Source organism: Mycolicibacter icosiumassiliensis (genome assembly GCF_900078685.2).
Taxonomy (GTDB): domain Bacteria; phylum Actinomycetota; class Actinomycetes; order Mycobacteriales; family Mycobacteriaceae; genus Mycobacterium; species Mycobacterium icosiumassiliensis.
The window spans coordinates 3,645,122-3,656,368 of record NZ_LT546166.1 but is presented as its reverse complement, the minus strand read 5'-3'; the positions used below and the strand labels follow the sequence as shown (position 1 = coordinate 3,656,368).

The following is an 11,247-nucleotide window of genomic DNA, read 5'->3' as shown; positions in this document are numbered from 1 at the left end:
CGCCCACGCCGCCGGCCCCGCCGTCCGCGCCGAGGTCCCCGTTGCCGCCGGTACCACCGGTGCCCCCGATGCCCAGGAACCAGCCGCCGGCCCCGCCGTCGCCGCCGGCGGAACCGGCACCGCCCAGCCCGCCGGCGCCACCGTTGCCGAAGAGGCCAGCGTCACCGCCGGCACCGCCGATACCATCGATACCCACGACGCCGGCTCCGCCGTCGCCGAACAGGAACCCGCCATCGCCGGCGTCGCCGAACCAGCCCGACTGACCGAACAAGCTGGTGTTGACGCCGTCGAACCCGTTGATGCCGTCGCCGATCAGATCGCGACCGAACAGCGTGGTAAACGGTGCGTTGATCAGGCCGAGGCTGAGCTCGCCGAACGGGCTGGAAACCCATTGCTGCAGTCCGTCATGCAGCGGGGCGTAGATGAACTGGTTCACCACTTCGGCGATGTCGAGGGACTGGCTCGGGCCCGGCCAGGCCAGCACCGCGTCGATGGCGTCGGAGAACAGCTTGTTGGTGGCCGGATCGAGTTGGTCGGTGAAGGACTGGACCAGCGCCATCAGGCTGCCGAGGTCGAGCCCGCCCGCCGCACTGCCGGCGACTTCCACCGGCGCCGCGGCATCGAGCAGCCAGTCCCACTCCGCCTGCGCGGGGGCGGCGGCCAGCATCGGGGTGAGGCCGACGAGCAGGGCGCCTGCGGTCGCTGCGGCGGTCCGGGTGGGGGAGAGGGTGCGACCACCGTTGCCGCCTGATACGCGTGCGCGCATGACCACCCACCTTCCTGAGGCCCACTAACAGCTAGGGCTCAGGGAACTATAAGTCAATTGGGTGGCCCGCGGTATCTGAGTGAGCCGGGAGTAGCGCGGTCACCAGAGGTTGGGCAGCAAACGGTAACGGACGTGGCGGGTGTATTCGCGGTATCCGCTGAGCTCTTGGGCCAGCAACTGCTCCTCGTCGAGGATTCGCACCACCAGGATTGGCACGCTGATCAGTGCGCCTGCCAGTCCCCAGTACGAGCCGAGCGCCAACGCGAGACCGACCATGGTGACCAGCAGGGCGAAGTACATCGGGTGCCGGACCAGGGCGTACATGCCGGTCGAAATCACCGGCTGGTCGTCCTCGACGGTGATGTTGGCCGCGGCGTAGCCGTTCTGTACGACGGCCAGGATGCCCAGACCCAGCCCGAGCACCACCACGACCTGGCCCAGCACCGACACCGCCGTCGGCACCGCGGACCAACCGAACCGGTGATCCAGTGCACTGGCCAGGAACACCGAGCCAAACGCTGCGATCAGGGCGGTGCTGGCCAGCTTTTGCGCGAGCCGGGTTTCGGCCTTCGGTCCGCCGCGCAGCCGTCGCTGCAGCACCGCCGGATTGGTCAGACCCCAATAGATGCAGCACGTGGTGCTGATGACGCCATAGACCGCCAGGAATACCCAGGCCTGCCAGTAGTCGAAGGTGCCCGCCGGCCAGAACAACAGCAGGCCGTAGACGACCGCCGCCATCAAGCCGTAGCCAACGCCCTGACCGATTGCCTTGATGTTCACGGGTGTCCTTTCGGTCTCACCACACATGTCTCACCACACATAGGGCAGCAGGCGATAGCGCACCCGCCCGGTGTACTCGCGATATCCGCTGAGCTCGTGTGCCAGCAGCTTCTCCTCGTCGAAGATGCGCAGCACCAGCACGATCAGCCCGGGCAATACGAAGACCAGCCCCCAATAGGAGCCCAGCGCGAGCGGGACGCCGATCATCAGGATCACATTGCCGGTGTACATCGGGTGGCGCACCGCCCCGTACAGGCCGGTCGAGACCAGCGTCTGGCCGGTTTCAACGGTGACATTGGCGGCCGCATACCCGTTCTGGATCACCACCGCCATGGCGAGCACCAGCCCGATCGCCACCAGGGCATCACCTAACAGGCAGACCGGTATCGGCACCGTCGACCATCCCAGCCGATGATCGAGGACACTGACCACGAACATGGCCGGAAAACAGATGAAGATCACCGCGATGACGATTCGCTGCAGGGGCCGCGTCTCGGCTGTCGGCCCGAAGCGCATCCGCCGCTGAAGGGCGGCCGGGTTGGTGCGCATCAGGTAGATGCTCGGGATCCAGGTGGATGCGGCAAAGACCGCCAGGAATACCCAGGCCTGCCAGTAGTGCAGTGTCCCGGCCGGCACGAACAGCAGCAGTCCGAAGGCAATCAATCCCAACGATGCTGAAAGCAAGCCTTTACCAATAGTTTTCACGTCATTCTCCTCACGTCGTGAGATCTCTGCGCCGGAAACCCTGCAAGCCCACGGCGATCAGCGCGGCGTCGATCACCAGCAGCACGATCAGCGGAACGACGCGGAACGCGCCGTCTGCGACCACCGGAACGTGGGCGAACGGTTCCAGGTCAAGCACCCGCTGCGGCAGGCCGGAGATGGAGCCGAGCAGATACAGCGCGACGAAGCCGGTCAGCACCGCCCACGCAGCGGGCGCGACTCTTGGGACGAGCCCGAACAGGGCGACCGCCACGGCCGCGGGCAGCCAGACCGCCGGCAGTTGCACTGCGGCGCTGCCCACCACCGCGGGCACCTGCCCGCCGATGTCGCCGGCCGCGGTTCCGTAGACGATTCCGGCCACCAGACCGGCGGCGAGCATCGCGAAACTCGACCCGGCCAGTGCGGCCACCAGATGACTGGCCAACCAACGATTTCGCGACAACGCGCCGGCGAGCAGGGTCTCGGCGCGTGTCGCGGTTTCCTCCTGGTGCAGCCGCAGCACCAGCGACACCGCGAACGCGGCCGCGACCATGCCCAGCATGCTGAAGGCCACCGCGATGAATGCGTGCTCCAGTGCCGCGGTTCCGCCCAGCCGGATGACGATGTCGCGGGCGCGGTCGCTGCCCACCTCGTCGCCGATACCGTGCACCACGCTGCCGACCAGCAGTCCGTAGAGAACCAGGCCGGTCGTCCACAGCAGCAGCGCCCCGCGGTCGAGTCGCCATGCTAGTCCGAATGCACCGCCCAGTGTCGGCGCTGCCCGGCGCGGGCCCGGACGATCGGCCAGCAGTCCGGCGCCGACATCACGACGGGCCGCGAGTCGATAGGCCAGCCAGATGAGCGCCGTCGTCGTCGCCAGGTGCAACAGCAGCACCCCCCAGCGGTCACCGGCGTACGGCCGGACCTGCAGCGACCAGCCCAGCGGCGACAGCCACGACAACCCGCCCGATCCCGCATCGCCCACGGCGCGCAGCGTGAAGGCGCCGGCCAGCACGCCGAACGCGGCGCCCCGGGCGAACCGGGCGCCAGGCGATAGCTGGGCGGCGACCGCGGCCACGGCAGTGAACACCAGCCCGGAGCAGGCCAGTGCCGCCCCGAAGGCGCACGATCCGGCGGCCGGCACATTGGTGGTCAGCAGCCCCGCCGTCCCGATCACACCGGTGGCCACCGACGCGCCCGCCGCCAACAGCAGCGCGGCGGTCAGCCCGGCGTAGCGGCCCACCGCGGTCGAGTCGATCAACTCGGCGCGGCCGGTTTCCTCGTCGGCGCGGGTGTGCCGGATGACGGTCAGAATCACCGCCACCGCGATCAGCAGATGGAATATCCCGGCCTTCCAGATGCCCACCGCGCCAAGGGAGTCGTTGTAGACCTGGCCGTACATCGCGCGCTGCGCCGGGCTGGCCATGATGGTCGCGGCCAGGCCGGCGCGGTCGGCGGCGGTGGGATAGATCGCCTCGATGCTCGCGATGTAGACGCTGGCCAGCGGAAGCGACAACAGCAGCACCCACAAGGGCAGCACGACGCGGTCGCGGCGCAGACACAGGCGCAGCAACCCCAGCGTGCCAACGAGAGTCGATCCGCTCCGCCGGTATTGCGGTGACGCGGGCTGCGCGACGGCGGTGGTGGTCATGCCCGGACCGTGTCGTAGTGACGCAGGAACAGCTCTTCGAGCGTCGGCGGCCGGCTGGTGAGGCTGCGCACGCCGGCCGCGCCGAGCACCGCGATGAGCTCGGTCAGGCTGACGCTGTCGACCTGGGCGTGCAGCACGGTGCCGCTGTAGTGCACGTCCGCGACGCCCGGGATGCGAGTCAGATCACCGGGATCGCGCATCAGATCGGCCTGAATCGAGGTGCGGCGCAGGTGCCGCAGGGATTCCAGCGAACCGCTCTCCACGACGCGCCCGGCCCGGATGATCGTCACCCGCTGGCACAGCGTCTCGGTCTCGGCCAAGATGTGGCTGGAGAGAAGCACGGTGGCGCCGCGCCGGCTCGCCTCGGCAACGCACTGCTGGAATACGTTCTCCATCAAGGGGTCCAGTCCGCTGCTGGGTTCGTCGAGCACGAGCAGTCGGGCGTGCGAGGAGAAGGCGGAGATCAGTGAGACCTTCTGGCGGTTGCCCTTGGAGTAGGTGCGGGCCTTTTTGCTCGGGTCCAGGTCGAAGCGTTCGATTAGCTCGTCGCGGCGGTGCTCGTCGATGCCGCCGCGCATCCGCCCCAACAGGTCGATGATCTCGCCGCCGGTCAGCGATGGCCAGAGGGTGACATCACCGGGCACGTAGGCGATTTCGCGGTGCAGCTCGACCGCGTCGGCCCAGGGATCACCGCCGAGCAATCGCACGGTCCCGCTGTCGGCCTTCACCAGGCCCAGCAGGACGCGGATCGTGGTGGACTTGCCGGCGCCGTTGGGGCCCAGAAAGCCGTGCACCTCACCGCCGTAGACGGTCAGATCCAACCCGTCGAGCGCCTTGACCTGGCCGAAGCTCTTCTCCAGTCTCCGAATTTCGATTGCCGGCCAATGGTTGTCAGGTCGCATCGGATCCCCCTTGTTCGGTCGCCAGGAAGGCGTCGTACATGGTGCGGTCGGTCATCAGGCCTTCGGTGTAAAGCTCGAGTGCGGGCAGGACCATGTCCTTGGCGTAGTCGCGCAGCACGGCGCGCAGGTCGGTTGGGTTCTCGTGCATCTGCAGGTACAACAGGAATCCGCCGCCGTTGTTCATAGCCAGGAAGCGGGCCCGGGCTTTGGGGTCGCGGCTGGGTTTGAGGGTGCCGGCGCGTACGCCCTCGTCGAGGTAGCCTTCGGCGTTGTCGATCATCTTGCGCCACAACGTGTTTGCCAGATCGCCGCCGGACTGCATGCTGCGCACCAGGTAGGCCATCATCGACGCATAGGACTCGATCTCGGCCATCGCGGCGAACCAGGTCGCCGGGTCGGAGGACTGCAGCGCCTCGGATTTTCCGCTGCGGATCTCTTCGGCGACGAACTCGTCGCAGGCCCTGCGCAGCCCTTCCTTGGAGCCGAAATGGTGGATGACCAGGGCGGCGCTGACGCCGGCCGCCTCGGCGATGGCCCGGATGCCCACGCTGAAACCGTGCCGCCCGAACTGGTCGATGGCCGCATCGCGGATTTTCGCCGTAGCCGTCAGGTCCGCTGAACGCATGTTCAATACGCTAAACGCGCGTTCAGTCGAGTGTCAAGACTTTGCCCATTGGCGCAAGGTGCGGGTACCCCGCCCACCTCGCGAGTGCGCGTGTTTGCACGTCAAGTGCGCACGCTCACCGGAAGGGGGAGGCGCCGGAAAGAGGGCGGGGCCGGAAAAGGGGACGGGCTAATCGCGGACGGCGGCCAGCAGGCCGTCTCCCAGCGGAATCAGCGCTGGGGTCAGGCGCTCGTCCACGGCGATCAGCCGGGCGGCTTCGCGCACCGCGATCACCTCGGCGTCGTTGGCGGTCGGATCTCCGGCCCGGCCGCCCAGGGCGGCCCGGTGTACCACGACGACACCGCCCGGCCGCAGCAACCGCACGGCTTCCAGCACGTAACCGGGCTGGTCGATCGGGTCGGCGTCGACGAACACCAGGTCATAGGACGAGTCGGCGAGACGGGTCAGCANGCCCGGGCGCAGCAACCGAGCGGCTTCCAGCACGTAACCGGGCTGGTCGATCGGGTCGGCGTCGACGAACACCAGGTCATAGGACGAGTCGGCGAGACGGGTCAGCACCTCTTGGGCGCGGCCGCTGATGAAGCGGGTCCGGCCGGGACCGATACCGGCGTCACTGAACGCCTGCTTGGCGGTGCGTTGATGCTCGGGCTCGATGTCGATGGTGGTCAGCACGCCGTCTTCGCCCATGCCCGAGAGCAGCCAGAGTCCGCTGACGCCGGCCCCGGTGCCCACCTCGACGACCGTCTTACCGCCGCTGAGCTTGGTCAGCAGGCTCAGCAGCGCGCCGACCGCAGCGCTGATCGATCCGACGCCGATCTCACCGGCCCGGTCGCGGGCGGCCGCCAAAACCGCGTCCTCGGTCATGGAGTCCTCGGCGTGCGCCAAGAGTGCGTCGGCTCGACTGCGCGGCGGCTCCCCGGAGGTTTCGTCGGTGCTGGCCATGAGGCTGAGCGTAGGACAAAGCGATTGCGGCCCGCGCACCGGCGCGCCCGCCCGACACGCCCGGGACGGGGGCCGTGTCCGAACTGTTATCTGGCGCTATAACCGCACTGCGCGGCCTATTCGAACACAGGTTCACAGTCGGCGTTCAGTGCCAGCACAGAGCGGACATACAGCGATAGGCAACGGTATCGGCATGGAACGAGGTATGAGCTGGCCTCGAGACGCTCGGAATACGAGGGGCCCGTTGCGCGTTGACCGCGATAGTGCGCTGCCGTCGCCGGACGGCGGCTCTGAGCCAGAGGACGCTGCCATAACCACTTTGCTGCCCCCGGTCGCCATGTCGCACCCGACCACTCACTCGGATCGTTACTCCGAGACCGACTGGGTTGAACCGTCGGAGGAGCCGCAGGGCACTGCGGTGTTCGACGCCACCGGAGACGTCGCGGCCATGCCGTCTTGGGACGAATTGGTGCGTCAGCACGCCGACCGGGTCTACCGGCTGGCTTACCGCCTCTCCGGAAACCAGCACGACGCAGAAGATCTCACCCAGGAGACCTTCATCCGGGTGTTCCGCTCGGTGCACAACTACCAGCCCGGAACCTTCGAGGGCTGGCTGCACCGCATCACCACCAACCTCTTCTTGGACATGGTGCGCAGGCGTGGCCGCGTCCGCATGGAGGCGCTGCCGGAGGACTACGACCGGGTGCCCGCCGATGAGCCGGACCCCGAGCAGATCTACCACGATGCGCGGCTGGATCCCGACCTACAGGCAGCGCTGGACTCGCTGGCGCCGGAGTTCCGGGCCGCGGTCGTGCTGTGCGACATCGAAGGTCTGTCCTACGAAGAGGTCGGGGCCACTCTCGGGGTGAAGCTGGGCACCGTGCGCAGCCGTATTCACCGGGGCCGGCAGGCGCTGCGGGACTACCTGGCCGCCCGAACCGCTCAGCGCGACGGTTCCGCCTTTGGCGGTGTCGCGGCCGGCTGAGCCTCGGCTCGGCCATTGGTTTCCACGTCCGTGGGCGGTATCGCGCTACATTCTTATTGGGCCTTTATTCAGCCCGATTGAGTTCTGATGTGGGTGTGCGACGGGAGAGGAGTCCGGTGTGACGGACCGCGGAGGTGTCTTCCGTCGCGCGTTCTCCTGGCTGCCCGCTCAGTTCGCCTCGCAAAGTGATGCGCCGGTCGGTGCCCCGCGGCAGTTCGGGTCCACCGAACACCTGTGCAGCGAAGCCATCACCGCCTACGTCGACGGCGAGCTGCGGATGAACGCGCACCTGCGCGCGGCCCACCACCTGTCGCTGTGTCCCGACTGCGCGGCCGAAGTGGAATACCAGGGCCGGGCACGCTCGGCTCTGCGTGATTCGCATCCGATCCGGATCCCTTCCGCGCTGCTCGGCCTGTTGGCCCAGATCCCCGATGTCCCGGCAGATTGTGCGCCTGACGAGCCGACCAGGCCCATGCCGGCCCGGTTCGACGACGGCAAACCTCAAGAACGCGGTAAACGTCGGTAAGGTGGATCTCCAGCGGCGTCAGCGCCTGGTGATGCTGTGCTCGCGGAGCCTGGAAACGCCCCAGGGCTGGACCCGGAAGAGGAATAGGTGAGCTCCAACAACGAGAACGCCGGCGGTAACCGCTTGGCTCCGCGACCGGTCTACCGGCCCCCCGTGGACAATGCGTCCAAAAGGGCCTTCGGCCGGCCCGACGGCGTGCCCGGCTCTTTCACGCCCGCCGACGTACGGCCGAAGAAGTACCGCGAGCAGGGCGAGTTCACCCCGCGCGACCTGCCGCCGGACCCAGTGCTCAAGGAGGCGTTCAGCCGGCCGTACGGCACCGGACCGTCGTTGCAGCGTCATCCTGCCGACGCCGGCGCGCTGGGCCGCAACGGCAAACCGGACGGGTTGGAAGACACCGGTGACCCGTGGCGTGACCCCGCCGCCGGTGCCGCGCTCGGCGCGCCGGCCGTGGTCCCGCCCGTACCGCGGGCAGCCGGTGAGTTGGGTGGCCGCCTCGGTGTGCGCGACGTGCTGTTCGGCGATCGGATCTCGTACCGCGCCCTGGGCGTGCTGGCCGCGATCGCGCTGGCGATCGGCATGGTCGGAGGCTGGGTCGGACGTACCACCGCGCAGGTCGTCGAGGCTTTCACGACGTCGAAAGTGACGCTGTCGACCAAGGGCAACGCCGAGGAGCCGGCCGGACGGTTCGCCAAGGTGGCCGAGGCCATCGCCAACTCGGTGGTGACCATCGAGTCGGTCAGCGACGACCAGGGCATGCAGGGCTCGGGTGTTGTCATCGACGGCAAGGGCTACATCGTCACCAACAATCACGTCATCTCCGAAGCCGCCAACAACCCCAGCAAGTTCAAGACCACGGTGGTGTTCAACGACGGCAAAGAGGTGCTGGCCAACCTGGTCGGGCGCGACCCGAAGACCGACCTGGCGGTGCTCAAGGTCGACAACGTGGACAACCTGTCGGTGGCCCGTCTCGGGGACTCGGACAAGATCCGGGTCGGTGACGAGGTCATCGCGGCGGGCGCTCCGCTGGGCCTGCGCAGCACCGTGACCCACGGCATTATCAGCGCCGTACACCGGCCCGTGCCGCTATCCGGAGACGACTCCGACACCGACACCGTCATCGACGCGGTCCAGACCGACGCTTCGATCAACCACGGCAACTCCGGCGGTGCGCTGATCGACATGGATGCGCAGCTGGTCGGGATCAACACTGCCGGAAAGTCGTTGTCCGACAGCGCCAGCGGCCTGGGATTCGCGATCCCGGTCAACGAGATGAAGACCGTGGCCGAGGCGCTGATCAAGGACGGCAAGATCGTGCATCCCACGCTGGGGGTGAGCGCTCGCTCGGTCAGCAACGCCATCGCGTCCGGCGCGCAGATCGCCAACGTCAAGGTAGGCAGCCCCGCGGAGAAGGGCGGCATGCTGGAGAACGACGTGGTGGTCAAGATCGGTGACCGCAGCGTCGCCGACGCCAACGAATTCGTGGTGGCGGTCCGCAATCTGACCATCGGCAAGGAAGCGCCCGTCGAGGTGGTCCGGGATGGGCGGCACGTGACGCTGACGGTGACCCCCACCGCCGACGGTTAGAAGTCCGCCTCGATGTTCGCGAATGTCGGTTGGGGCGAGATGCTGGTCCTGGTGGTGCTCGGGCTGGTGATCTTGGGCCCGGAGCGGTTGCCGGGAGCCATCCGGTGGACCGCCGGTGCGCTGCGTCAGGCCCGAGACTACGTCGCCAACGCCACCGACCAGCTGCGCGACGAGATCGGTCCGGAGTTCGAGGACTTGCGGGCGCCGCTGAGCGAATTGCAGAAGTTGCGCGGCATGACGCCGCGCGCCGCGCTGACCCGGCATCTGCTCGATGGCGACGATTCGCTGTTCACCGCGGTCGGTTCACTGGCCGCCACGCCTCAACCGATGCCGCCGATACCGGCTGTGGTGCCCGAGCCGGGTGGTCCGGCTCCCTTCGACACCGACGCCACCTGACCTGCATTCCGGCGGTGTCGCAATGCCGCGAGACTGGACCCACGCAGGTGCCCACTCGCACTTTTCCTGCATATTCTCGGTCTCGCGGGAGACGGCGGCCTTAGCGCTTGCCCCCGGTGTCCAAGCCCAGCGACATCCCCACCAGTCCACGTCGGCGGGTCGCCAGCTGATCGGCGACGCGGCGTAGTTCCTTGCCCGCCGCCGAGTCCGGCGAGAGCACCACCGGCGATCCGGAGTCGCCGCCGGTCACCATCTCACTGTCGATCGGCACCTGGCCGAGCAGCGGCACCTCACGGCCCATCGCCCGGGTCAGCCGCTCGGCTACCCGCTCGCCGCCGCCCTCGCCGAACAGATGCATGGTGGATCCGTCGGGCATCGCCAGTCCGGCCATGTTCTCCACCACCCCGACGACCTGCTGGCGGGTCTGCAGCGCGATCGCCCCGGCCCGCTCGGCCACCTCCGCGGCGGCTTGCTGCGGCGTGGTCACCACCAGGATCTCGGCCGACGGGACCAGCTGGGCCACCGAGATCGCGATGTCGCCGGTGCCCGGCGGCAGATCCAGCAACAGCACGTCCAGGTCGCCCCAGTAGACGTCGGCGAGGAACTGCTGCAACGCCCGGTGCAGCATCGGGCCGCGCCACACCACCGGCGTGTTGCCCTGGGTGAACATCGCGATCGAGATCACCTTCACGCCGTATCCGATCGGCGGCATGATCATCGAGTCGACCTGGGTGGGCAGGGCGGTGACGCCCATCATCCGCGGTACCGAATGGCCGTAAATGTCGGCGTCGAGCACCCCGACGGACATGCCGCGTTCGGCCAGCGCGACCGCGAGGTTGACCGTCACACTCGATTTGCCGACCCCGCCCTTGCCGGAGGCGATCGCGTACACCTTGGTCAGCGAACCCGGCTGGGCGAACGGGATTACCGGCTCTCGAGCGTCGCCCCGCAGCTGTTTGCGCAGCTCGGCGCGCTGCTCGTCGCTGAAGACATCCAGGCTGACCTTGACGGGTCCGGTGCCGGGCACGTCGTTGATCGCTGTGGTCACGTTGTTGGTGATCTCGGCCTTCATCGGACAGCCGGCGATCGTCAGGTAGATCGTGACGTGGACACTGCGGTCGTCCGCGATCTCGATGCTTTTGACCATGCCCAGATCGGTGATCGGACGCCGAATGTCGGGATCCAGCACGGTGCCCAACGCCGCATAGATGGCGTCGTGCAGGGCTGCAGTGTCATCGGGATTCTCGGACATCGCAACCGAGTCTAAGCCAGTAGGACAGGGCCTTTGCCTGTGAGATAGGTCAGGCCGGCGGGGCGGCCTGCGACCCGTCCTGCGGTGCACCGGCGGGCGCCGGCGCTGGCGGCGCGCCCGGTACGTCCGGGGA

The 11,247-nt window shown here is 68.1% G+C and carries 11 protein-coding genes and 1 pseudogene; 4 read left to right on the top strand and 8 right to left on the bottom strand.

Annotated features, from left to right (window positions below):
* The 7 genes and pseudogenes from BN4346_RS48220 to BN4346_RS41355 all read right to left on the bottom strand — a co-directional run.
* A pseudogene (locus BN4346_RS48220) lies at window positions 1–766 on the bottom strand (hypothetical protein); the annotation flags it as partial.
* Between the two features lie 99 nt (window positions 767–865).
* Window positions 866–1,540 carry a methyltransferase family protein gene (locus BN4346_RS41380; protein WP_407695147.1) on the bottom strand — a complete coding sequence of 225 codons (675 nt, stop codon included), beginning with the start codon at window positions 1,538–1,540 and terminating at the stop codon, window positions 866–868.
* Window positions 1,541–1,576: 36 nt separating this feature from the next.
* Window positions 1,577–2,251, bottom strand: a complete 675-nt coding sequence (locus BN4346_RS41375; RefSeq protein WP_067975434.1) for a methyltransferase family protein — start codon at window positions 2,249–2,251, stop codon at window positions 1,577–1,579.
* Between the two features lie 10 nt (window positions 2,252–2,261).
* Window positions 2,262–3,899, bottom strand: coding sequence for an ABC transporter permease (locus BN4346_RS41370; RefSeq protein ID WP_208863259.1), 1,638 nt, complete (start codon window positions 3,897–3,899; stop codon window positions 2,262–2,264).
* Window positions 3,896–4,801: an ABC transporter ATP-binding protein gene (locus tag BN4346_RS41365; protein ID WP_067975432.1), complete on the bottom strand. Its 906-nt coding sequence runs from the start codon at window positions 4,799–4,801 to the stop codon at window positions 3,896–3,898. Before BN4346_RS41365 ends, BN4346_RS41370 begins: the two co-directional genes overlap by 4 nt.
* Entirely contained in the window at window positions 4,791–5,426 is a 636-nt protein-coding gene (locus tag BN4346_RS41360) for a TetR/AcrR family transcriptional regulator (protein WP_067975429.1), read from the bottom strand. The genes BN4346_RS41365 and BN4346_RS41360 overlap by 11 nt, the downstream gene beginning before the upstream one ends.
* A 168-nt stretch (window positions 5,427–5,594) precedes the next feature.
* On the bottom strand, window positions 5,595–6,368 hold the full coding sequence (locus BN4346_RS41355) for an O-methyltransferase (RefSeq protein ID WP_067975427.1): 774 nt from the start codon (window positions 6,366–6,368) through the stop codon (window positions 5,595–5,597).
* A 193-nt stretch (window positions 6,369–6,561) separates the two neighbouring features.
* On the opposite strand from BN4346_RS41355, the gene sigE reads away from it, so the two are divergent.
* The 4 genes from sigE (at window position 6,562) to tatB (ending at window position 9,862) form a co-directional block, all read left to right on the top strand.
* Complete coding sequence (gene sigE / locus BN4346_RS41350; RefSeq protein ID WP_067975423.1) at window positions 6,562–7,353, top strand: RNA polymerase sigma factor SigE; 792 nt, start codon at window positions 6,562–6,564, stop codon at window positions 7,351–7,353.
* A 118-nt stretch (window positions 7,354–7,471) separates the two neighbouring features.
* The gene (gene rseA, locus BN4346_RS41345; protein WP_067975420.1) at window positions 7,472–7,879 is read left to right on the top strand and encodes an anti-sigma E factor RseA; all 408 of its coding nucleotides are present in this window, start codon (window positions 7,472–7,474) and stop codon (window positions 7,877–7,879) included.
* Window positions 7,880–7,966: 87 nt separating this feature from the next.
* Complete coding sequence (gene htrA / locus BN4346_RS41340) at window positions 7,967–9,466, top strand: serine protease HtrA (RefSeq protein WP_067975417.1); 1,500 nt, start codon at window positions 7,967–7,969, stop codon at window positions 9,464–9,466.
* A 12-nt stretch (window positions 9,467–9,478) separates the two neighbouring features.
* Window positions 9,479–9,862 carry a Sec-independent protein translocase protein TatB gene (gene tatB / locus BN4346_RS41335; protein ID WP_067975414.1) on the top strand — a complete coding sequence of 128 codons (384 nt, stop codon included), beginning with the start codon at window positions 9,479–9,481 and terminating at the stop codon, window positions 9,860–9,862.
* A 100-nt stretch (window positions 9,863–9,962) separates the two neighbouring features.
* On the opposite strand, the gene BN4346_RS41330 is transcribed toward tatB, so the two are convergent.
* The gene (locus BN4346_RS41330) at window positions 9,963–11,114 is read right to left on the bottom strand and encodes an Mrp/NBP35 family ATP-binding protein (RefSeq protein WP_067975411.1); all 1,152 of its coding nucleotides are present in this window, start codon (window positions 11,112–11,114) and stop codon (window positions 9,963–9,965) included.
* Between the last annotated feature and the right edge of the window lie 133 nt (window positions 11,115–11,247).

Coding starts and splice junctions, on each gene's coding strand:
- BN4346_RS41370 (WP_208863259.1), bottom strand. CDS start 3,899: ATGACCACCACCGCCGTCGCGCAGCCCGCGTCACCGCAATACCGGCGG.
- BN4346_RS41365 (WP_067975432.1), bottom strand. CDS start 4,801: ATGCGACCTGACAACCATTGGCCGGCAATCGAAATTCGGAGACTGGAG.
- BN4346_RS41360 (WP_067975429.1), bottom strand. CDS start 5,426: ATGCGTTCAGCGGACCTGACGGCTACGGCGAAAATCCGCGATGCGGCC.
- sigE (WP_067975423.1), top strand. CDS start 6,562: ATGGAACGAGGTATGAGCTGGCCTCGAGACGCTCGGAATACGAGGGGC.
- tatB (WP_067975414.1), top strand. CDS start 9,479: ATGTTCGCGAATGTCGGTTGGGGCGAGATGCTGGTCCTGGTGGTGCTC.
- BN4346_RS41330 (WP_067975411.1), bottom strand. CDS start 11,114: ATGTCCGAGAATCCCGATGACACTGCAGCCCTGCACGACGCCATCTAT.